The organism is Hymenobacter swuensis DY53, assembly GCF_000576555.1.
GTDB classification, from domain to species: domain Bacteria; phylum Bacteroidota; class Bacteroidia; order Cytophagales; family Hymenobacteraceae; genus Hymenobacter; species Hymenobacter swuensis.
This window is the reverse complement of the sequence record NZ_CP007145.1, coordinates 3007923-3030412: the sequence shown is the minus strand read 5'-3', so window position 1 is coordinate 3030412 and position 22490 is coordinate 3007923. Positions and strand designations below refer to the sequence as shown.

Annotated in this window: 14 protein-coding genes; 11 read left to right on the top strand and 3 right to left on the bottom strand. The window is 61.9% G+C overall.

The features are described 5' to 3' along the window. Nucleotides 1-20 precede the first annotated feature (20 nt). The 11 genes from HSW_RS14380 to HSW_RS14330 all read left to right on the top strand — a co-directional run bounded on the left by HSW_RS14380 (nt 21) and on the right by HSW_RS14330 (nt 18161). The gene (locus tag HSW_RS14380; protein ID WP_052346461.1) at nt 21-1553 is read left to right on the top strand and encodes a RagB/SusD family nutrient uptake outer membrane protein; all 1533 of its coding nucleotides are present in this window, start codon (nt 21-23) and stop codon (nt 1551-1553) included. A 79-nt stretch (nt 1554-1632) separates the two neighbouring features. Beyond that, nucleotides 1633-2712 carry a glycoside hydrolase family 43 protein gene (locus HSW_RS14375; protein WP_052346460.1) on the top strand — a complete coding sequence of 360 codons (1080 nt, stop codon included), beginning with the start codon at nt 1633-1635 and terminating at the stop codon, nt 2710-2712. Between the two features lie 45 nt (nt 2713-2757). Next, nucleotides 2758-4470 (top strand): family 43 glycosylhydrolase, encoded by a 1713-nt coding sequence (locus tag HSW_RS22935; protein ID WP_155832988.1) that lies wholly within the window; start codon nt 2758-2760, stop codon nt 4468-4470. Nucleotides 4471-4855: 385 nt separating this feature from the next. Continuing rightward, nucleotides 4856-5935: an aldose epimerase family protein gene (locus HSW_RS14365; RefSeq protein WP_052346458.1), complete on the top strand. Its 1080-nt coding sequence runs from the start codon at nt 4856-4858 to the stop codon at nt 5933-5935. A 102-nt stretch (nt 5936-6037) separates the two neighbouring features. Continuing rightward, nucleotides 6038-7741, top strand: coding sequence for a ribulokinase (locus HSW_RS14360; protein WP_052346457.1), 1704 nt, complete (start codon nt 6038-6040; stop codon nt 7739-7741). Beyond that, nucleotides 7738-8439, top strand: coding sequence for an L-ribulose-5-phosphate 4-epimerase (locus tag HSW_RS14355; RefSeq protein WP_044002495.1), 702 nt, complete (start codon nt 7738-7740; stop codon nt 8437-8439). The genes HSW_RS14360 and HSW_RS14355 overlap by 4 nt, the downstream gene beginning before the upstream one ends. Nucleotides 8440-8579: 140 nt before the next feature. Then, nucleotides 8580-10070 carry an L-arabinose isomerase gene (gene araA / locus HSW_RS14350; RefSeq protein ID WP_044002493.1) on the top strand — a complete coding sequence of 497 codons (1491 nt, stop codon included), beginning with the start codon at nt 8580-8582 and terminating at the stop codon, nt 10068-10070. A gap of 342 nt (nt 10071-10412) precedes the next feature. Then, nucleotides 10413-12113, top strand: a complete 1701-nt coding sequence (locus HSW_RS14345) for a sodium:solute symporter family transporter (protein WP_044002492.1) — start codon at nt 10413-10415, stop codon at nt 12111-12113. Between the two features lie 179 nt (nt 12114-12292). Next, nucleotides 12293-14047 (top strand): family 43 glycosylhydrolase, encoded by a 1755-nt coding sequence (locus HSW_RS22930; protein ID WP_052346456.1) that lies wholly within the window; start codon nt 12293-12295, stop codon nt 14045-14047. Between the two features lie 88 nt (nt 14048-14135). Next, entirely contained in the window at nt 14136-15989 is a 1854-nt protein-coding gene (locus tag HSW_RS23550) for an NPCBM/NEW2 domain-containing protein (protein WP_071883113.1), read from the top strand. 120 nt (nt 15990-16109) lie between these two features. Further along, the gene (locus HSW_RS14330) at nt 16110-18161 is read left to right on the top strand and encodes a glycoside hydrolase family 127 protein (protein WP_044002490.1); all 2052 of its coding nucleotides are present in this window, start codon (nt 16110-16112) and stop codon (nt 18159-18161) included. A 154-nt stretch (nt 18162-18315) separates the two neighbouring features. Here the strand turns inward: HSW_RS14330 and HSW_RS14325 are convergent, their stop codons facing one another. From HSW_RS14325 to tkt, 3 genes are all read right to left on the bottom strand, one after another. Continuing rightward, nucleotides 18316-18966 (bottom strand): HAD family hydrolase, encoded by a 651-nt coding sequence (locus HSW_RS14325; RefSeq protein WP_044002489.1) that lies wholly within the window; start codon nt 18964-18966, stop codon nt 18316-18318. Nucleotides 18967-19068: 102 nt separating this feature from the next. After that, nucleotides 19069-20208: a transaldolase gene (gene tal / locus HSW_RS14320; RefSeq protein WP_044002487.1), complete on the bottom strand. Its 1140-nt coding sequence runs from the start codon at nt 20206-20208 to the stop codon at nt 19069-19071. 153 nt (nt 20209-20361) lie between these two features. Continuing rightward, nucleotides 20362-22422, bottom strand: a complete 2061-nt coding sequence (gene tkt, locus HSW_RS14315; RefSeq protein WP_044002486.1) for a transketolase — start codon at nt 22420-22422, stop codon at nt 20362-20364. Nucleotides 22423-22490: the final 68 nt, after the last annotated feature.

Below are 22490 nucleotides of genomic sequence, written 5' to 3'. Positions count from 1 at the left end.
ACTCTCATCCTCGAATTCCCATGAAACTTTCTAAACTCACTGCCCTGCTAATGGCCGGCGGCCTGCTGGTAGCCACCAGCTGCGACAAAGACCTGCTGGACAAAACCAACCCGAATGCGCCCTCCACGGCCCAGTTCTGGAAAACGGAGGACGACGCCGTGAAGTCGGTGTACGCCTGCTACTCGGGGCTGCAGCAATTTGCCTGCTACTACCGCAGCTGGCACTTTATGGCTCACCGCTCCGATGAGTCGTACAGCCAGAGCCCGTTTGTGGAGCTGGCCAACTTCACGCGCTTCGTAACGCCGGACAACAACTTCTTCATCTCGTCCTTCGCCTGGAACGACTACTACCGTACCATCTTCCGCACCAATCAGGTAACGACCCGGGTGCCGGCAATTCAGATGGACGAAACGCTGAAACGCCGTCTGATTGCTGAAGCCAAGTTCGTGCGGGCCTTGTCGTATTTTGATCTGGTGTACTTCTTCGGCAATATTCCGCTGATTATAGAAGAGCCCGTGGTAACCACCCGGGTGGGCCAGGCGACCCCCGCGCAGGTGGAAGCCCAGATGATTGCCGACCTGCAGGCGGCCATTGCCGACCTGCCACTGTCGTACCCCGATGCGGAGAAAGGTCGCGCTACCAAAGGCTCGGCGCAGGCATTGCTGGCGAAGGTGTACATGCAGCAGCGCAAATGGGCCGACGCCTCGGCGCTGTTCACCCAGATTATCAGCTCCGGCCAGTACAGCCTAGTGCCTAACTACCTGGATAACTTTACGGATGCTAATGAGAATAACCGAGAGTCGGTATTCGAAGTGCAGTTTACCGGCTCGGTGCTGGAAGTAGGGCAGGGTCAGGACAACGCCTCGGCTTCGGAAAGCCACGACCGGCCCAACTTCTTCGGCCCTCCCGGCGCCACCTTTGCCGATGTGCAGCCCCGCCGCTGGCTGCTGGATGCCTACACCGACTCCACGGTCAGCTTCGCCCCCGGCAGCACCACGCGCCACCAGATTGACCCCCGCCGCGACATCAGCATCATCCACTCGGGCAATCCGGACCGGTTCTACGGCAAAACCTTCGGGCAATGGGGCTGGAACGCCTCGCAGCAGTACTGGCGCAAGTACCTCAACGACCGTACCCGCACCGATGAAAACTTCACCTCCGGTATCAACCACCGCGTAATCCGCTACGCCGATGTGCTGCTGATGCAGGCCGAAGCCCTCACGGAGCAAAACCAGGTGAGTGCCGCTGTGCCGTTCATCAACCAGGTGCGTACCCGCACTTCCGTGAATCTGGCCCCGCTGACGGGCACATACTCGCAGGCACAGCTGCGCCAGATGATTCGGATGGAGCGCGCCCGGGAGCTGTCGGGGGAAGGAACGCGCTGGTTTGATATTCTGCGCTGGGGCCTGATGGACGACCAAGCCGGCATAAACGAGCTCAGAACCCGCGACTCGGACTTTACCAACTTCCGGCTGGGCGTATCCAAGCTGTTGCCCATTCCGCAGCGCGATATTGACATTGACCCCAACATTCGCCAGAACCCAGGCTACTAACCGCTGCTAACAGCCGTTCCGGACTTCGGCCCGGAGCGGCTGTTGCAGTACCAACCGGTAAGCGTATTAACTGAACGTAATGGCCTGGATTCAACGACCAAGCAGCCGCGTGCTGGCAGGGCTCCTGCTGGGGCTGAGCCTGCTAAGCTGTAAGAAAGAAACGACTACCGGCGGTGGAAATCCGCCGCCGGTAACACCGCCGGCGGGCACCAGTTTCACGAACCCGCTGCTCTCCTCCGGCCCCGACCCGTGGGTGTACCAGAAAGATGGGGTGTACTATTACATGCACACCACCAACACCAACCTGCGCATCTGGAAAACCAGCCGCATGTCGGATCTGAGCCAGACCTCCAGCGTAGTGGCCTGGACGCCGCCACCCGGCGGGCCGGCCTCCGGTAACCTGTGGGCACCGGAGCTGTATTTCCTAGACGGCAAATGGTATATCTATTACTCTGCCGGGCCGGCTGGCACCAATCTGGGGCTGCAGCGCACTTGGGTACTGGAAAATACCGCCGCCGACCCCACCACCGGCACTTGGACCGACAAAGGCCGCCTGTTCAGCCCTACGGCCGACTTCTGGGCTATTGATGGTACGGTGCTGGAGCAGAACAACCGGCGCTACTTCATCTGGTCGGGCCACAACGGTCTGGACGGGATTCAGCGGCTGTACATCTCCGAGATGAGCAACCCCTGGACGCTGGTGGGGCCGCGCGTGGAGCTTTCGCACCCCGAGTACAGCTGGGAAAACGTGGGGCCGCCCTACGTGAATGAGGGCCCGGAAATTCTGAAGCACGGCACCAAAACCTTTCTGGTGTACTCCGCCAGCTTCTGCGGCACCGACCAGTACGCGCTGGGTATGCTCACGGCCAGCAGCACCGCCGACCCCATGCTGCCGGCTTCCTGGACGAAATCGGCCACGCCGGTTTTCTCGCAGAGCCCTGCTAACCGGGCTTATGCCACCGGCCACAACTCGTTTTTTCGCTCCAAGGACGGGCAGGAAGACTGGATTCTGTACCACGCCAACTCCAACCCCAACGAAGGCTGCGTGGAGAAGCGCAACCCCCGCATGCAGCGCTTCACCTGGAACCCCGACGGCACGCCCAATTTCGGGGTGCCCGTCGCCATCAATACGCCGCAGAGCAAGCCCGGCGGAGAATAGCCGCCCCGCCCTGCTGCATCAGCCTCATCCGTACTTCCCACTCCGATGATTATACCGTTTACTTTCCGACTCGCCGCGCCCGCCAGGCGCATGATCCGTGCGCTGCTGCTGGCGCTGTTGCTGCTGGGCGCGCAGCTGCCCCGGGCCTACGCCCTGCAAGGCCTGACCGGCGTACACGACCCTTCCACGATTGTGAAGGAGGGCAATAAATACTGGATTTTTGCCACCGGCCAGGGTATCTACAGCCTGTACTCCACCGACCTGGTGAACTGGACGCCGGGGCCGCGGGCCGTCTTCGTGAACAATGCCTACCCGGCCTGGATCAATACCAGAGTGCCCGGCTTTCAGGGCAATTTCTGGGCTCCGGAGTGCATCTTCATGAACGGGAAATACTACCTGTATTACTCCTGTTCCACCTTCGGGTCCAAGGTGTCGGCTATGGGCCTGGCTACCAACGTCACGCTGGACCCTACCAGTCCCAACTACCGCTGGGTAGACGAGGGCGAGGTGCTGTCGTCCACGGCCAGCAGCCAAGCCAACGCCATCGACCCGGCCGTGTTCAAGGACCCCAACGGCGACGTATGGTTCTCGTACGGCTCCTTCTTCGGGGGCATCCGGATTCTGCCGCTGAACCCCACCACCGGCAAGCCCCTCAACGGTACCGGCACGCAGCAATACGCCGTAGCCAATGGCAACGTGGAAGCCGCCTACCTCACCAAGCGCGGCAGTTTCTATTACCTGTTCGTTAACCGGGGCAGCTGCTGCCAGGGCATCAACAGCACCTATCAGGTGCAGGTAGGCCGGGCTGCTTCACCCACCGGCCCGTTTCTCGACCAGAACGGGGCAGACCTGAACCAGAACGGCGGTACGGTGCTACTCAGCTCAGCGGGGCGTTATATCGGACCCGGGCATACCGGTATTTTTGAGGAAAACGGCGTCGGCTACTTCTCGCACCATTTCTATGACGGTGAGGACAACGGTGCTCCTAAGCTCGGTATTGCCAAACTCACCTGGACAGCCACTGGCTGGCCCACAATAAGCCGCGACTGGGTGGCCTCGGGCCGCTACGAAATTAAGAACCAGAACAGCGGCCTGATCTGGGATGCCTGGGGCTGCACCGGTGTATCGGGCCAGATGATTGCGCAGGGTGCTCCGGCCGGCCTCAACTGCCAGCGCTGGGACGTAACGGCTCTGGGCAACGGAGAATACAAAATCATGAGCGCGTTGGGTGGCCTGGCGGCCGATGTAGCTGGTTGTTCCCCCGATAACGGGGCCAAGCTGCAGCTGTCTGCCTACAACGGCCTGGCCTGTCAGCGGTTCCGGCTGGAGCCGGCCGCCGATGGAAGTCTGGTTATTGCCTCCGCCAATGGCAACCGGGTGGTAGAAGTTCCGTTTGCCTCCACAACAGCCGGTCAGCAGCTGGCCCTGTGGGACTACAATGGCTGCGCTTGCCAACGCTGGACGCTAGCTACGCCCACCACGACTACGGCCACAACCGCCGGCAAATTTCTGCTGGGCGTGAGCGTATATCCGGTGCCAGTCACGGGTACCGGCTTTACTGTGGAGTTGGGTGCACAGGCAAAAGCGGAGGTTACGCAGGTGACGGTATATGATTTGCGGGGTCAGCGCGTACACCAGCAGCAGTTTGCCCGCCAGCAAACTACTCTGCAGGTAGCTGCCAAGCTGCCGCCGGGGATGTACTTGGTACAGGTGCAGCAGGAAAGCGGCTGGTTTACACAGAAGATCAACATATTGTAGGAAGTATAAAGGGACGGGGCATGCTTTCCAAAGCGTGCCCCGTCCCTTTATTTTGCTGTTTTTACACAAACGATTGTGTATCTTCCGAAACCTTTTTTACTTTACACATCGATTAGGTAACCATCTGTGACAACTGGCTGCTTACGCTGCCTGTGATGACTTACTCACAGTAATAAGCATTGCTGTTTCCTTCGCCTGACGTGTGATTTTAACAGTTGCCGAAACACTTTCGCTCTTCCTGTCATCTCCCACCATCCTGTTCATGACGAATTACTTTCGATACCTGGCGGCCCACAGACACGCGGCTGGTTTGGCCGGCTTACTGCTAGTGAGCAGCTGCAACCAATCGACGCCGACAGAACAGACGACCGGCACTTCTACTTCCATGCCTGATTCCATCCAGACAACTACGGCCGTTGCGCCAGCTACAACCTCCTTCGGCCAAACCCAGGACGGTACCGAGGTACAGCTCTACACCCTCACTAATGCCCACGGCCTGAAGGTGAGCATTACCAATTACGGCGGCACCATTACCAGCCTGCTGGTTCCCGATAAAGCCGGCAAGCCGGGTGAAGTGGTGCTGGGCTTCAACAGCGTGAGCGGCTACCAAAGCCCGGAGTTTCTGAAGTCGGGGCCGTATTTCGGCGCCCTGATCGGGCGCTACGGCAACCGCATTGCCAAGGGCCGGTTCACGCTCGATGGCAAGGAATATACCCTGGCCAAGAACAACGGCGAAAACACCCTGCACGGCGGCAAAAAAGGGTTTGATAAGGTTCTTTGGCAGGCCGAGCCGGGCACTTCCGCCGAGGGCCAGACCCTGAAGCTCACCTACCTCAGCAAGGATGGGGAAGAAGGCTACCCCGGCAACCTCACCGTGACGGTGGTGTACACCCTTACAGCCGACGACGCGCTGAAAATCGACTACTCCGCCACCACCGATAAGGCCACGCCCGTTAACCTGACCAACCACGCCTACTTCAACCTCAGCGGCGGCCCCGACGTGCTGGGCCACGAAGTGACCATTGCCGCCGACCGCTATAACGTAGTGGACGCCGGCCTGATTCCGACCGGCGAGCTGCGCCCCGTAAAGGGCACGCCCTTCGACTTTACCTTACCCCACGCCATTGGCGAGCGAATTGCGCAGGTGCCCGGCGGCTACGACCACAACTGGCTGCTGAGCCAAACCACCGGTCTGCACGCCGCAGCTACCGTGTACGAGCCCACCACGGGCCGCACGATGGAGGTAACCACCACCGAGCCGGGCCTGCAGTTCTACACCGGCAACTTCCTCGATGGCACCCTGAAAGGCGCCAACGGCCAGACCTACGGCAAGCACGCCGGCTTCTGCATGGAAACCCAGCACTTCCCCGACTCGCCCAACCAGCCTAAGTTCCCGAGCACCATTCTGAAGCCCGGCCAGACCTTGCAATCCACGACCATCTACAAGTTTGGCGTGCGCCAATAGGTGAAGTTGTGAATTTGCGAAGTTGTGAAAAGCCGTATCCAGGGCCCACAGCTTCACAGAAGCACGATTTCACAACTTCACAACTTCTCAAATCCACCCTTGATGAAATACGTTATAGGCATCGACTACGGCTCCGACTCCGTGCGGGCCGTGCTGGTGAATGCCCAGACCGGCCAGGAAGTAGCGCAGGCGGTGCATAATTATGCCCGCTGGAAAGAGCAGCGCTATTGCAACGCCACCAAAAACCAGTTCCGCCAGCACCCGCTCGACCATATGGAGGGCCTGGAAGCTACCGTGCGCCGCGTGGCGCAGCACGTGCCCGCCGCCCAGATTGTGGGCCTGGCCGTAGATACTACCGGCTCCACGCCCGGCCCCGTGGACGAGCAGGGTGTGGCGCTGGCCCTCAAGCCTGGCTTCGAGGAAAACCCGAACGCCATGTTCGTGCTCTGGAAAGACCACACGGCCCTGCCCGAAGCCGCCGAAATCAACCACCTAGCCAAAACCTGGGGCGGCGAAGACTTCACGCAGTTTGAGGGCGGCATCTACTCCTCGGAGTGGTTCTGGGCCAAGATTGCCCACGTGGTGCGCGAGGATGAGGCCGTGGCCAAAGCCGCCTACTCCTGGATGGAGCACTGCGACTGGCTGACGCTGCTGCTCACCGGCGGCGAGCTGAAAACCTTTAAGCGCAGCCGTTGCGCCGCCGGCCACAAAGCCATGTGGCACGAGAGCTGGGGCGGCCTGCCCTCCGAGGAGTTCCTGACCCTGCTGGAACCCCGGCTGGGCGGCCTGCGCGAGCGGCTGTTCGAGCAAACCTACACCGCCGACGAAGTAGCCGGCCACCTCTCCGAGGAATGGGCCCGGCGCTTGGGTCTGACCACCAATACCGTAGTGGCCGTGGGCTCCTTCGATGCCCACGCCGGCGCAGTGGCGGGCGAAATCGAGGCCTACTCGATGGTGAAAGTAATGGGCACCAGCACCTGCGACATTGTGGTGGCCCCCATGCACGAAGTAGGAGGGAAGCTGGTGCCCGGCATTTGCGGGCAGGTAGATGGCTCCGTAATTCCCGGCATGCTGGGCCTGGAAGCCGGTCAGTCGGCCGTGGGCGACCTGCTGGCCTGGTTCCGGGGCGTGCTGGAGTGGCCGTTGCGCACGTTGCTGCCGCAGTCGGCAGTGCTGACTGCGGAGCAGCAGCAGGCGTTGCGCGAGGAGCTGAGCGACAGGATGATGGCCGAGCTGAACCGCGCCGCCGCCGCCGTACACCCTGACGACTCGCAGGTGCTGGCCCTGGACTGGGTGAACGGCCGCCGCACCCCCGATGCCAACCAGGCGCTGAAAGGTGCCCTCATGAACCTCACGATGGGCACCGATGCCCCGCAGATTTTCCGGGCCTTGGTGGAATCCATCTGCTACGGCTCCCGCCAGATTGTGGAGCGCTTCGAGCAGGAGGGCATTCCCATCAAGCAGGTAATCGGGCTGGGCGGCGTGGCCAAAAAATCGGGCTTCCTGATGCAGACCCTGGCCGACGTGCTCAACCGCCCCATCAAAGTAGCCGAATCGGACCAGGCACCGGCTTTGGGCGCGGCCATGTACGCGGCCGTGGCCGCCGGTATTCACCCCGATGTGGTGTCGGCCCAGAAGGCTATGGGCAACGGCTTTGCCGAAACCTACTCGCCCAACCCGGCCCGCGTGGCCGACTACCAGCGCCGCTACGAGCAGTACCAGACGTTTGGGCAGTTTGTGGAGGAGGCTACCCCACCCATGGCGCCGGAAATTGAGGAATCCGCCCTTCAGCAGCAGCACGCATGAGCCAGTACCAGGAACTGAAGCAGGCCTGCTACGAGGCCAACATGCAGCTGCCGGCATTAGGGTTGGTGCTCTTCACTTTCGGCAACGCCAGCGTAGTGGACCGGGAGCGGCGGGTGTTTGCCATCAAGCCCAGCGGCGTGCCTTACGCTACCCTCAAGGCCGAGGATATTGTGGTGCTCGACTTCGCCAACAACGTGGTAGAAGGCAGCAAGCGGCCTTCCTCGGATACCAAAACCCACGCCGTACTCTACAGCCACTGGGAGCATATCGGGGGTATTGTGCACACGCACAGCACCTACGCCACGGCCTGGGCCCAGGCCCAGCGGGATATTCCGATTCTGGGCACCACCCATGCCGACCACCTCACGGTGGACATTCCCTGTGCCCCGCCCATGGACGACCAGATGATTGCCGGCGACTACGAGCACCAGACCGGCTGGCAGATCATCAACGAGTTTCAGCGGCGCAGCCTCTCGCCGGAGGAGGTGGAAATGGTGCTGCTCAGCAACCACGCGCCCTTCACTTGGGGCAAAACCGTGGAAAAAGCCGTGTACCACAGCGCCGTGCTGGAAGAAGTAGCCCGCATGGCCTACCTCAGCTGCACCTTACGCCCCGACGTGCCCCGCCTGAAAGAAGCCCTGATTCAGAAGCACTACGAGCGTAAACACGGCGTGCATTCCTACTACGGCCAGAGCTAATACCGGCCGCGGCGGCCCGCTGCAACGGGCTGCTGCGCCACTTCTTTCCCGAAAACATCCTTCAACGCTTACCACCCCGTCGGACTGCTGCACTGCAAAACATTATCGTTTGTGTTAGCTGAAACCGGCCCCTTTCACCCATGCTAGACATCTCCCACTACGAAGCCTGGTTTATCACCGGCAGCCAGCACCTCTACGGCCCCGAAACCCTGGAGGAAGTAGCCCGCCATTCCCAGCAGATTGCCGAAGCCCTCGGCTCGGCGTTGCCCATTAAAGTCGTGTACAAGCCCGTGCTGACGGGGCCGGCCGAGATATACAAGCTGATTCAGGAAGCCAACACTACCCCAAATTGCGTGGGGCTGATTGCCTGGATGCACACCTTCTCGCCGGCCAAAATGTGGATCAATGGCCTGAAGATTCTGCAGAAACCCATGGCCCACCTGCACACCCAGTTCAACCGCGACATTCCGTGGCAGGACATCGACATGGACTTCATGAACACCAACCAATCGGCGCACGGCGACCGGGAGTTTGGCTTCATCACGTCGCGGATGCGGGTGAAGCGCAAGGTGGTGGTGGGCCACTGGCAGAGCGCCGACGCGCAGGAGCGCCTCAGCATATGGGCCCGCGCGGCCTGCGCCTGGGCCGACTGGCAGGGTGGCCGCATCGTCCGCTTCGGCGACAACATGCGCTACGTGGCCGTGACGGAAGGCGACAAGGTGGAGGCCGAATTGAAATTTGGCTACGAGGTGAACACCTACGGCATTGGCGATTTGGTGGCCGTGATTAACGAGGTGACCGAGGAGCAGGTAAACGAGCTGCTGGCCACCTATGAACAGGAATACGAGCTGGGCGACTCGCTGCAAGACGGCGGCAGCCAGCGCGAAGGCCTGTGCGACGCGGCCCGTATTGAGGCCGGCATGCGCAAGTTTCTGCAGGAAAAAAAGGCCATTGGCTTTACTGATACCTTCGAGGATTTGCACGGTATGGTGCAGCTGCCCGGCATTGCCACTCAGCGCCTGATGGCCGAGGGCTACGGCTTTGGGGGGGAAGGCGACTGGAAAACGTCGGCCCTGGTGCGTGCCATGAAGGTGATGGGCGCGGGCCTGCCCGGCGGCAACTCCTTCATGGAGGACTACACTTACCACTTCCAGCCTGGCAACGAGCTGGTGCTCGGCTCCCACATGCTGGAAATCTGCCCTACCATTTCAGAGGGTAAGGTGAAAGTGCAGGTGCACCCTTTGGGCATTGGCGGTAAGGCCGACCCGGCCCGCCTGGTGTTCAACTGCCCCGCCGGCCCCGCGCTCAACGCCACCATCGTGGATCTGGGCCATCGGTTCCGGCTGATTGTGAATGAGGTGGAAGCCGTAACACCCGAGCAGGAGTTGCCCAAGCTGCCCGTGGCCCGCGTGCTCTGGAAGGTGAAGCCCGACCTGAAAACCGGCGTGGCCGCCTGGATCCACGCTGGCGGGGCCCACCACACCGGCTACAGCCAGAACCTCACGGCCGAATACCTCGAAGACTTCGCCGAAATGGCCGGCATCGAGTACCTCATCATCGACGACGAAACCAAGCTGCGCACCTTCAAAAACGAACTGCGCTACAACGATGTGGCCTTCAGCCAGCGGTAAGCCGCTACGCCGAATAGAACGTCACAACCAGCACGTCATGCTGAGCGGAGGCGAAGCACCTCGCGTGCTGATGTTGCAATAGTAAACCGCCGTAACTGCTCCATAGCCCAGGGTTTAAACCCTGGGCTAGTGAATCGTCCGAACAAAGCAGTAGAGATGCTTGGGTTGCGGCTCCGCAACCTGGCTCAAGTCGCCACATGCTCAGCATGACGTTCGTTTGCCAACAACATCAGCCCGTCATGCTTCGACTTCGGCTCCGCCTTCGCTCAGCATGACGGGCTGGAGCCACCAGAATATTCCCCATTCCCACCACTACAACAGCCCGCCTTCCCACCATTTCCCATGCGTAATAACCTGACTACGCTTGATCTGATTGTCTTTTTCGTGTACCTGATCGGGGTTTCGGCCTACGGGTTCTACATCTATAAAAGCAAGCAGAAAGCCGAGCAAAGCACCAAAGACTACTTTCTGGCCGAGGGCTCGCTCACGTGGTGGGCCATCGGGGCGAGTATGATTGCCTCCAACATCTCGGCCGAACAGTTTATTGGCATGAGCGGGAGCGGGTTTAAGGTGGGCGTGGCGGTGGCGGCCTACGAGTGGGTGGCGGCCGTGGTGCTCATTATCGTGGCGGTGTTCTTTATGCCGGTGTATTTGAAGAACAAAATCTTCACGATGCCACAGTTTCTGGAGCAGCGCTACAACTCCACGCTCAGCCTGATTATGAGCATTTTCTGGCTGTTCCTGTACGTGCTGGTCAACCTCACCTCCATTCTCTACCTCGGGGCGCTGGCCCTGAGCAACCTGGTGGGCGGCGACAGTTTCCACGTCATCATCGTGCTGCTGGCTCTGTTCTCCCTGCTGATTTCCTTGGGCGGCATGAAGGTAGTCGGCTACACCGATGTGGTGCAGGTGGTGGTGCTGGTGGTGGGCGGTCTGGTGACCACCTACATTGCCCTTTCGTTGGTGAGCACCAAGTTTGGCCTGGGCGGCGGCGCTTTCTCCGGCTTCAACGCCCTCATGGAAAAGGCCCCCGACCACTTCAAAATGATTTTCGACAAGCCCACGGCGGCCACCCCGCAGGTGGAAATCGACAAATACCTGGCCCTGCCCGGCATTGCCATGTACTTCGCCGGCCAGTGGATTGTGAACCTGAACTACTGGGGCTGCAACCAGTACATCACCCAGCGCGCCCTCGGGGCCGATTTGCACACGGCCCGCACCGGTATCCTGTTTGCCGGCATTTTGAAGCTGATGATGCCGGTGATTGTGATGCTGCCCGGCATTGCGGCCTACGTGCTCTACCAGAACGGCTCGTTGCAGGCCGAAATGGCCTCCACCGGCGCCTTCAACTCCGATAACGCCTATTCGGCCATTCTTACCTTTCTGCCCAACGGCCTGAAGGGCCTGAGCATGGCGGCCCTCACGGCGGCCATCGTCGCCTCCCTGGCGGGCAAGGTGAACTCCATTTCTACCATCTTCACCCTCGACATCTACAAGCGCTACCTGAACCAGGACGCCACCGAGCAGAAGCAGGTGTGGGTAGGCCGGCTGACCATTCTGGCGGCCGTGGTACTGAGCGTGGCCATGACGTGGAAAGACCTGCTGGGCATTGGCGGGGAGGGTGGCTTCCAGTTTATTCAGAAGTACACCGGTTTTATCTCGCCCGGTATTCTGGCCGTGTTCCTGCTGGGGATGTTCTGGAAGCGCACCACCGCCACGGCCGGTATCGTGGGTATTCTGGCTGGCTTTGCGCTGTCGGTGTTCTTCAACAACTACGCTCCGGCGGTGCTGGGCCCCGAAACCATCCTCTACACGGCCTTCCCGAACGGGCAGGGCGTGTACGAAATTCCCTTCCTGATCTGCATGGGCTGGTCGTTTGCCATTACCATGGTGCTGATGGTGGGCGTGAGCCTGGCCGGCCCGGTAGTGAACCCCCGCGCCATTCAACTCAACCCCGGCATGTTCCGCGTGAGCACCCAAACCATGTCGCTGATTGTGGTGACGATGCTGCTGCTCACGGCCCTTTACGTGAAGTTCTGGTAGCCTGCGGCGGCTTTTGAGCCGTTGGTCCTTCTTTCCGAGCTGTTGAAAACCAGCTTACCGCCGGCCACCTTCGGGGTCCGGCCAGTTCCACCAAAACGGGGGCGTGAATCGGATTCGCGCCTCCGTTTGGCTTTCCGCAATACTCGCTCTTGTGTTCCTCCAACCCAATTCCCACAACCATGAAAACCACTTCTACTACCGCCGCCCCGGCCTCCACGCGGGCCCGCCGACCCCACGCGCTGCGCCTACTGGCCTTGCTGCTGGGGCTGCTGACGGGACTTAGCCTGCCGGCCCGCGCGTTGCAGGGCAACGACAACTGCCACGACCCTTCCAGCATTGTGAAGGACGGCAGCAAGTACTGGATTTTCACTACCGGTACCGGTATTTACGGCATGTACTCCACTGATCTGGTGACGTGGCAGTCGGGTAGCCGGCCGGTATTCACCAGCACCCAATACCCCAGTTGGATCAAGAGCAAAGTGCCCGGCTTTTCTGGCGACTTCTGGGCCCCAGAGTGCGTGTACCGCAACGGCAAGTTCTACCTATACTACTCGGTTTCGACCTTCGGCTCCAACACTTCTACCATTGGGCTGGCTACCAACGTCACGCTGGACCCGGCCAGTCCCAACTACCAGTGGGTGGATCAGGGTGAAGTGGTGTCCAGCGGCTCCGGCAGCGCCATCAACGCCATCGACCCGGCCATTACCGCCGATGCCAGCGGCGGGCTGTGGATGAGCTACGGCTCGTTCTTCAAAGGCATCGGGCTGATTAAGCTGGATGGCAGCACCGGCAAACGCTCCGGTACCAGCTTCTACTGGCTGGCCGGCAACGTGGCCGCCGACAACGTGACGCGCAACAACAGCGGGAGCGAGGCGCCCTACATCGTACGCAACGGCGGCTACTACTATCTGTTCATCAACAAAGGCGCCTGCTGCCAGGGCGCCAACAGCACCTACTACATTCAGGTGGGCCGCTCCACCAGCATCACCGGGCCGTACCTGGACAAGAACGGCGTGGACCTGAACAGGAATGGCGGCACCACCCTCATTGCCACCAGCGGCAACTATGTGGGGCCGGGCCACGTGGGCCTGTTCCAGGAGGGCGGGGCCAACTACCTCACCCACCACTACTACGATAGCAGCCAGAACGGCCGGGCCCGCCTGAGCGTGGGCAACATGGGCTGGGACGCCGCCGCCTGGCCCTTCATCACCCGCGACTGGGTGGCCGCCGGCCGCTACACCCTCACCAACCAGAGCACCGGCAAAGTGTGGGATGCCTGGGGCTGCACCGGGGCTCAGGGCCAGATCATTGCCCAGGGCACCCCCGCCGGCCTCAACTGCCAGCAGTGGAACCTCACGCCCGTGGGCAACGGCGAGTACAAAATCACCTCTACGGTAGGGGCCGGGCTGGCCGCCGATGTGGTGAACAACAGCCCCAACAACGGGGCCGGGCTCAACCTGTACCCCTACAGCGGGGCGGCCAATCAGCGCTTTAAGATTGAGCGAGCCAGTGGCGGCACCTACGTGCTGGCCTCGGTGAACGGCAACCGCGTAGTAGAAGTGCCGGCCTGTTCCGCCACCGCCGGCGTGCAGCTCGCCCTGTATGATTACCTCGGCAACAACTGCCAGAAATGGGCCATTGCGCCCGCTCCGGCCGCCCGTGTGCTGGCGTCGGCGGCTTCGGCTCCGGCCGCGCAGTCCAGCGTGTACCCTAACCCGAGTGAGCGGGGCCGCTTCACGGTGTCGCTCGACGCCGGGCTGGCAGCCGGCCCGGTGACGGTAACCCTGACCGATATGCAGGGCCGGCCGGTGTTCATCCGCCGCAGCGCGGGCCAGGGTACGGTGCCGGTGAAGGCCGACGTGCCGGCCGGCCTGTACCTGCTGCAGGTCAGCGGCGCGCAGGGTACTACCACCCAGAAAGTGGTGGTGCATTGAGACTGACCACTATCTGACCTTACTGCTGGGCGGCGCGCGGACCCCAACGGCGGCCCGCGCGCTGCCCAGCACCCTGGAACTTATTCCTATGATCCAGAATCCCTTTGCGCGCTTCCTGACCGGGTTTGTGGTAGCGGCGGCGGCCGCAGTCCTGCCCGTGGCCGCCCAGCAAGCCGCGTCTAAACCTGATTTCCACCAGTGGGCTGCCACGCCGCCCATGGGCTGGAACAGCTGGGACTGTTACGGCCCCACCGTAACCGAAGCCGAGGTGAAAGCCAACGCCGACTATATGGCCCGTAACCTGAAAAGCAGCGGCTGGGAGTACGTAGTGGTAGATATCCGCTGGTACGTGGGCAACGACACGGCCCACGGCTACAACGAGAAGGACCCCGCCTGGAACATTGATGCGTACGGCCGCTTCGTGCCCGCGCCCAACCGGTTTCCCTCGGCGGCCGGCGGCCAGGGCTTCAAGCCGCTGGCTGATTACCTGCACGTCCGGGGCCTGAAGTTTGGCATTCACATCATGCGCGGGGTGCCGGTGGTAGCGGTGCAGCGCCGGCTGCCCATCCTCGGCAGTAAGGCCACGGCCGCCGATATCTACTCCAAAGAAGGGCAGGCTGGCTGGCTGCGCGACATGTACACGGTGGTAGCCGGCCGGCCGGGGGCCCAGGAGTACTACAACTCCCTGTTCCAGCTCTACGCCAGCTGGGGCGTCGATTTTGTGAAGGTCGATGACCTTTCTTCACCCTACCACAAGCCGGAAGTGGAGATGATTCGGCGGGCCATTGACCGCTCGGGCCGCCGCATTGTGCTCAGCACCTCGCCTGGCGAAACGCCTGTTGCCGAGGCCCGGCACGTAGCGGCCCACGCCAACATGTGGCGCACCGTGGGCGACTTCTGGGACTCCTGGGAGCAGCTCAAGGAGCATTTCGAGGTGTGCAACCGCTGGGCCCCATACATTGGGGTGGGGGCGTTTCCGGATGCCGATATGCTGCCGCTGGGTCGCCTGGGCATCCGGGCTGAGCGGGGCGACGACCGGATGACCCGCTTCACCCGCGACGAGCAGTACACCCTCATGAGCCTGTGGAGCATCTTCCGCTCCCCGCTCATGTTCGGCGGCGACCTGCCCAGCAACGACGCGTTTACCCTGAGTCTGCTCACCAACAAGGACGTGCTGGCCGTGAACCAGCGCAGCACCCACAACCGCCAGCTGTTCCGCGAGCATAACCTGATTGCCTGGACCGCCGACGACCCCGCCACCGGCGACAAGTTCCTGGCCCTGTTCAACGCCCAGGACCAGGAGCTGGCCCCCGCCAGTGAAGCCGCCTGGGCCAGCTCTATCATCACCCGCCAGACGCCCGGCCAGAGTCAGCCCGTAGATGTGGATATTAGCGGGGCCACCACGCTCTACCTCAACGTGCGCGACGGGGGCGACGACATTGCCTGGGACCACGCCGACTGGCTTCGCCCCACGCTCAGCAACGGCACCCAAACCGTGCCGCTGAGTACCCTGCCCTGGAAAACGGCCACGGCCGGCTGGGGCCAGGTTACGGCTGGTAAAAGCGTATCGGGGGCAGACTTGCAGGTAGGAGGGCAGCGCTCCGACGACGGTATCGGCACCCATTCCAACTCCATGATTACCTACGCGCTGCCTGCTGGCTTCACCCGCTTCCGGGCCACGGCCGGGCTGGATGCCGCCGGAGCCGCTCAGAATACCGGCGGCACGCTGCAGTTTCTGGTGTTCACCCAAAACCCGTTCCGCCCCATGCCCGCCGACTCAGTGCGGATTCCGGTGACGCTGGCGCAGCTGGGCCTGCGCGGCCCCTGCACCGTGCGCGACCTGTGGACTGGTCAAACCACCAGCGGCGTGGCGGGGGAGTTTGCACCCTACGTGCGCCGGCATGGAGCCCGGCTGTACCGCATTTCAACTGCCCGAAAGTAATGCGCCTTAGCAGCTCGCAGCCCGCTGAGGTTGTGTGAAAGGTGTTAGTCAGGCGTCATTGCTCAGCGGCGAGACGCAGAGTGTTGCGTCACTATATCGTTCCTGATTTTCCTCTGTTGTATGAACCGCATTTTTCCTTCCCTGACGCTGCTCGGCCTGCTTAGCACTCCGGCTGCCGCGCAAACCGTTAAGCACTCCGACTACCCGATTCAGGCGGTTTCCTTTACGAAAGTGAAGCTGGCCGACAGCTTCTGGCTGCCCCGGCTCAAGACCAACACCGACGTCACCATCCCGGCCTCGTTTCAGCGCTGCGAGGCCACGAACCGGGTCAAGAACTTCGAAATGGCTGCCGCCCGCCAGGGTAAGTTTGCCACCATCTTCCCCTTCGATGATACCGACATCTACAAGACCATCGAAGGCGCTTCGTACTCGCTCAAGCTGTATCCCGATGAAAAGCTGGACGAGTATATGGGCCTGCTGATCAAGAAAGTGGCCGCTGCCCAGGAGCCCGACGGCTACCTGTACACGGCCCGCACGATTGATCCGGCCCACCCCCACGAGTGGGCCGGGCCGGAGCGGTGGGTGAAGGAGCGGGAGCTAAGCCACGAGCTGTATAACGCGGGCCACCTGTACGAGGCGGCCGCAGCGCACTATGAGGCTACCGGCAAGAAAAACCTGCTCAACATTGCCCTGAAAAACGCTGATCTGGTGTGTGCCACTTTCGGCCCGGGTAAGCGGGCCGTGGCCCCGGGCCACGAAATCGTGGAAATGGGCCTGGTGAAGCTCTACCGCGTAACCGGCAAACCCGAATACCTGAGCACCGCTAAGTTCTTTCTCGACCAGCGCGGCCAGTACAAGGGCTACGACCCCAAGAGCCCCGATGCCTGGCGCAACGGCTCTTACTGGCAGGACCACAAGCCTGTCATCGACCAGCAGGAGGCCGAGGGTCACGCCGTGCGCGCCGAATACCTGTACTCGGCCATGGCCGATGTAGCCGCCCTTACCGGCGACAAACGGCTGCTTGCCGCCGTGGACAGCATCTGGCAGAACATGGTGACCCGCAAGCTCTACGTGACGGGCGGTACCGGCGCGGTGCCCGGGGGCGAAAGGTTCGGGGGCAACTACGAGCTGCCCAACACCACGGCCTACAACGAAACCTGCGCCTCGGTGGCCAACGTGTACTGGAACCAGCGCATGTTCCAGCTCCACGGCGAGGCCAAATACGTGGACATTCTGGAGAAAGTGCTCTACAACGGCCTGATTTCGGGAGTGGGGCTGGATGGTAAGTCGTTCTTCTACAGCAACGCCATGCAGGTCCGCAACAGCGCCAGCTTCCCCCAGACCGAGCCCCAGCGCGCCGGCTGGTTCGACTGCTCCTGCTGCCCCACCAACCTGGCCCGCCTCATGCCCTCCCTGCCCGGCTACGTGTACGCCCAGAACGGCCGCGACGTATACGCCAACCTGTTTATCAGCGGCACCACCGATTTGAAGGTGAACAGCCAGCTCGTGCGCATCGTGCAGCAAAATAACTACCCCTGGCAGGGCGACCTGAAGTTTACCCTCAGTCCCGCCGCCGCTACCGATTTCAACCTGCTGGTGCGCCTGCCCGGCTGGGCCCGCAACGAGGCCATGCCTTCCGATTTGTACCGCTTCGCCACGCCTTCAGCTGAGAAAATCAGCATCACCATCAACGGCAAGCCCACGGCCTACACCACCCGCAGCGGCTACGCGGTGCTGGCCCGCAAGTGGCGCAAAAACGACGTGGTGGAAGTGAAGCTGCCCATGGAAGTGCGCCAGGTGGTGGCCAACCCCCACGTGCAGGACGACCTGGGCAAAGTGGCCCTGCAGCGCGGCCCCATCGTGTACTGCGCCGAGTGGACCGACAACAACGGCCGCGCCGGCAACCTCATCGTGCCCGCCGCCACCACGTTCACCACCCGCTACCAGCCCGAGCTGCTCAATGGCATCATGCAACTGCAGGCCACCGTGCCCGCCGTGCAGCTGGACGCCGCCAACACCAGCATCAGCACCACCCGCCAGACCCTCACGGCCATTCCCTACTACGCCTGGGCTAACCGCGGCAAGGGCGAAATGACCGTCTGGTTTCCCCAACAGCTCACTGATATAGAGTTGATTTCCCGCCAGCCCAAAGAGGCGACGGTAGGGAAGTAGTAGCTTACACAGGAAGTCGAGAGACAAAAAAGAACGTCATGCTGAGCTTGCCGAAGCATCTCTACCGCAATGGTAACCACAGAAGTTAGCCAGAGGTAGAGATGCTTCGGCAAGCTCAACATGACGTTCTTTCTTTTCGCGCTACTATCCGTTGCTACACCAAACCCCGCACAAACGCGTCGGTGTAATCGGGGGAGAAGTGGAGGACGTTGGGCATGTGAGCGAATTCCGCCGGCTCGTGGGTGGTGGTGAGGATAACGGCCCGCATGCCGGCGTTGAGGGCGGCCTCGGCTCCTTTGGGTACGTCCTCAAACACGAGGCAGTCGGCGGGGGCCACGCCGAGCTGGGAGGCGGCTTTCAGGAAGGTTTCGGGGTGGGGCTTGCTGATGGTCACGTCGTCGGCCGAAACGATGGCCGCGAAATAGTGCCGGATATTCAGCGTATCGAGCACGAAATCAATGTTGAACGGAATGGCCGCCGAGCCGATGGCCATCGGGATGCCCTGCTGGTGGGCCCGCGCCAGAAACTCCGGCAGCCCCGGCAGCAGCCGCAGGTGCGGGCGGTACGTCTCCTGGTAGCGCTTCTCTTTTTCCACGGCCAGACGCGTCATTTCCTCTTCCGTGAACCGGTCGGGGCCGAACATGCGCACCAGTACTTCCTGGTTTTTACCGTACATCTGGTGCTTCACCTGCTCGCGGGTGAACTGCCCGCCCAGGTCCTCGTTCAGCAGCTGCTGCCAGGCCTGGGTATGGTAGTCCATGTCGTGAATCATGGTGCCGTTGAGGTCGAAAATAAATGCTTTCATGCAGGCAGAAATAAGCCGTCGGGCCAGCAGTGGCCGACGGCGTAAAGGTAGGAGGTAAAAAAAGCGGGGAGCCAGCTGCTGGCTCCCCGCCGGGGTTTCGGGCTAGTTGGAAGCAGCCGGACTTTCGGCCAGGGCTTCCTGTCGTTTCTGTTCCAGCACCGCCAGCAGCTTGCCGAAAGGCTCGGTGAATTTCTGCTCGCCTTCCTGCTCCAGTTGGTCGGTCAGGGCTTCCAGGTCGAGGCCGAGTTGAGGCAGACTGCCCAGCACGTCCACGGTCACCGCATCGGCGAGGCGGTTGCCGGGCTGACCGCCGGTGCGGTACAAATCCAGGGTTTCCACCGGGATGGTGTTCACCGTGTTCGGGCCAATAAGCGCCTCCACGTACTTGAGGTTGTCGTACTTGGGGTTCTTGTTGCCGGTGCTGGCCCAGAGCAGCCGTTGCGGCTGTGCGCCCTGCGCCTGCAAGGCCGCCCAGCGCGGTCCGGCAAACAGCTCCTGGTACACCGTGTAGGCCTGCTTAGCACTGGCAATGGCCACCTGCCCCACCAGACTTTCGGCCAGCGGGCCCTGTACACCGCTGGCGGCCGCCAGTTGTTCCAGCTGCGGATCAAGGAGCACATCAATGCGCGAGAGGAAGAAGCTGGCTACTGAATCCAGCCGCTGCACCGAGCCACCGGCCCGCACCCGGTCTTCCAGGCCGGCCAGGTAGGCTTCGGCCACCAAACGGTAGCGCTCCACGCTGAAAATCAGCGTTACGTTTACGTTCACGCCGGCCGCAATCAGCTGGCGAATAGCTGGCAGCCCGGCTCGGGTGGCGGGTACTTTGATCATCACGTTCGGGCGGTTTACTTCTTTCCAGAAATGCAGGCCCTCGGCCACCGTACCCTCGGTGTCGTGAATCAGGTTGGGTGAAACTTCTAAGCTCACGTACCCGTCGCCGCCGTTTTCGGGGTGGTCGTAGAGTGGGCGGAGCAGGTCACAGGCAGCCTGCACATCGGCCACGGCCAGTCGGGCGTAAATCTCCTCGGCCGACAAGCCCTCCTGGGCAAAGCGGCGGACATCATCGGCATAATCATCGGAGCCGGCAATGGCTTTTTCGAAAATGGCCGGGTTGGACGTCACGCCCCGCACGCCGTCCTCATCAAGCAGGCGCTGCAGCTCGCCGTTCTGCAGGATATTGCGGCGAATGTAATCGAGCCAGATGCTCTGGCCGAAGCTATGAATGGCAACTAATGGGTTCATGGGAAGGGGATGATTGAGTGAATCATCTGTCATCCTGAGCTTGCGAAGGATCTTATCAGGCAGGAACGTTATGTGTGTATACAACTCGTTCGAGTGTAGTAAGATCCTTCGCAAGCTCAGGATGACAGACGGAGCACGGCAGTTACTTACGGACTACGACAGAATTTCCTTGGGTTCCGTTTCCTCGGGCTGGCCGGCCAGTACCCAGCGGGCCTGTTTCACCACATTCTCCACCGAGAAGCCGAACAGCTCCATCACCGCCTCGCCCGGGCCCGATTCGCCGAAGCGGTTCATGGCAATGACGGTGCCTTCGTCGGTGGCGTACTTGTGCCAGCCCAGCGGCGATCCGGCCTCAATGGCCACGCGCTTGCGCACGGCGGGCGGTAGCACCTGCTGTTGGTAGGCCTTGGGCTGCTGCTCAAACAGCTCCCAACTGGGCATGCTCACCACCCGGGTCGCCACGCCCTGCTGCTGCAGCGCCTCTTGGGCCTGCAGCGCCAGCGAAACTTCCGAGCCAGTGGCAATGAGAATCAACTCCGGCTGGCCACCTTCGGCTTCGCGCAGGATGTAGGCACCCTTGGCCACACCCTCCCGGGCCGAGTTGAACTGGCTCTGGTCGAGCACCGGCAGCTTCTGGCGGGAGAGGATGAGCACCACCGGACTCTTGGGCTTGGTGAGGGCCACGCGCCAGGCTTCCACGGTTTCGTTGGCGTCGGCGGGGCGCAGCACGATGATGTTGGGGATGGTGCGCAGGGCCGCTACCTGCTCCACCGGCTGGTGCGTTGGGCCGTCCTCACCCAGGCCGATGCTGTCGTGGGTGAAGACGAAGGTGGCGCTGGATTCGGCCAAGGCCGTGAGGCGGATGGCCCCGCGCATGTAGTCGGAGAAGGTGAGGAAGGTGCCGCCGTAGGGCCGCACGCCGCCGTGGTGGGCCATGCCGTTCATGGCACCGCCCATGGCGTGCTCGCGCACCCCAAACCACACGTTGCTGTGCTCGTAGCTACCCGGCTGGAAACTCACGGCTTCGCTGGTGGGCATTTCGTTGGAGCTGGCCAAATCGGCCGAACCGCCAAACAGGTAAGGTACGCTCTTTTTCAGTGCGTTCAGAGCCTTGCCGGAAGCCTGGCGGGTAGCCAGCGCGCCATCGGCGGCGGTGAAAACGGGCAGCGAGGCGTCCCAGTTTGCGGGTAATTCTCCCGCAAACGAAGCCCGGAACAGTTCCCACTCTGTGCTGAACTCCTGCTGGTACGCCTCTGTTTGCCGTTCCCATTGGGCCTGCAATTCCGCGCCGCGCTGGCCCGCTTCGGCCAAGTGGGTGCGTACTTCCTCGGGCACCACAAACGTGGCCTCGGGGTCGAAGCCAAAGAACTCCTTGGCTTTCTTCAGATTATCAGGGCCCAGCGGGGAGCCGTGCACCTTGCTGGTGCCTTCCTGCGGGCTGCCGTAGCCGATGATGGTTTTCACCGAAATCAGGGACGGCCGGTCGGTTTCCTGCTGGGCCGCCCGGATGGCGGCCTCAATGGCGTCGAGGTCGTTGCCGTCCGTCACGCGCTGGGTGTGCCAGCCGTAGGCCTCGAAGCGGGCCAGCGCATCCTCAGTGTAGGAGAGGTTGGTGGGCCCGTCGAGGCAGATGTCGTTGTCATCGTAGAGGTAGATGAGCTTGCCCAGCTTGAGGTGGCCGGCTAGGGAGGCTGACTCGGCGGCAATGCCTTCCATCAGGTCCCCATCACTCACAATGGCGTAGGTGAAATGATCCTGCAGCACGTGGCCGGGCTTATTATAGACGGCCGCCAGATGGGCTTCGGCCATAGCCATGCCCACGCCGTTAGCAAAGCCCTGGCCCAGCGGCCCGGTGGTAACCTCCACGCCCGGCGTCATATTCGATTCGGGGTGGCCAGGCGTGCGGGAGTGCAGCTGCCGGAACGCCTTCAGATCATCCAAGGACAAATCGTAGCCGTAGAGGTGCAGCAGGCTGTATAGCAGTGCCGAGCCGTGGCCCGCCGACAGCACAAACCGGTCCCGGTTGGGCCACTTGGGGTCCTGGGGGTTGAAGCGCAGAATCCGGGAAAACAGCACGTAGGCCATGGGGGCCGCGCCCAAGGGCAGGCCGGGGTGGCCGGAGTTGGCGGCCTGCACCATATCCACCGACAGCAGGCGAATGGTGTTGACGCTTTGTTGGGCAAGGTCGGCGGAAGAAGTAAGCGGCTTGGTCACGGCAGAGGAAAAAGGATGGGAAACAACAACGAAGCTACGGCGAATAAAAGCCGGCAAATGGCTCAGCG

What these genes read in the sequence shown, in the direction of transcription:
- HSW_RS14380 (WP_052346461.1), top strand. Translation starts at nt 21, where the DNA reads ATGAAACTTTCTAAACTCACTGCCCTGCTAATGGCCGGCGGCCTGCTG.
- HSW_RS14375 (WP_052346460.1), top strand. Translation starts at nt 1,633, where the DNA reads ATGGCCTGGATTCAACGACCAAGCAGCCGCGTGCTGGCAGGGCTCCTG.
- HSW_RS22935 (WP_155832988.1), top strand. Translation starts at nt 2,758, where the DNA reads ATGATTATACCGTTTACTTTCCGACTCGCCGCGCCCGCCAGGCGCATG.
- HSW_RS14365 (WP_052346458.1), top strand. Translation starts at nt 4,856, where the DNA reads ATGCCTGATTCCATCCAGACAACTACGGCCGTTGCGCCAGCTACAACC.
- HSW_RS14360 (WP_052346457.1), top strand. Translation starts at nt 6,038, where the DNA reads ATGAAATACGTTATAGGCATCGACTACGGCTCCGACTCCGTGCGGGCC.
- HSW_RS14355 (WP_044002495.1), top strand. Translation starts at nt 7,738, where the DNA reads ATGAGCCAGTACCAGGAACTGAAGCAGGCCTGCTACGAGGCCAACATG.
- araA (WP_044002493.1), top strand. Translation starts at nt 8,580, where the DNA reads ATGCTAGACATCTCCCACTACGAAGCCTGGTTTATCACCGGCAGCCAG.
- HSW_RS14345 (WP_044002492.1), top strand. Translation starts at nt 10,413, where the DNA reads ATGCGTAATAACCTGACTACGCTTGATCTGATTGTCTTTTTCGTGTAC.
- HSW_RS22930 (WP_052346456.1), top strand. Translation starts at nt 12,293, where the DNA reads ATGAAAACCACTTCTACTACCGCCGCCCCGGCCTCCACGCGGGCCCGC.
- HSW_RS23550 (WP_071883113.1), top strand. Translation starts at nt 14,136, where the DNA reads ATGATCCAGAATCCCTTTGCGCGCTTCCTGACCGGGTTTGTGGTAGCG.
- HSW_RS14330 (WP_044002490.1), top strand. Translation starts at nt 16,110, where the DNA reads ATGAACCGCATTTTTCCTTCCCTGACGCTGCTCGGCCTGCTTAGCACT.
- HSW_RS14325 (WP_044002489.1), bottom strand. Translation starts at nt 18,966, where the DNA reads ATGAAAGCATTTATTTTCGACCTCAACGGCACCATGATTCACGACATG.
- tal (WP_044002487.1), bottom strand. Translation starts at nt 20,208, where the DNA reads ATGAACCCATTAGTTGCCATTCATAGCTTCGGCCAGAGCATCTGGCTC.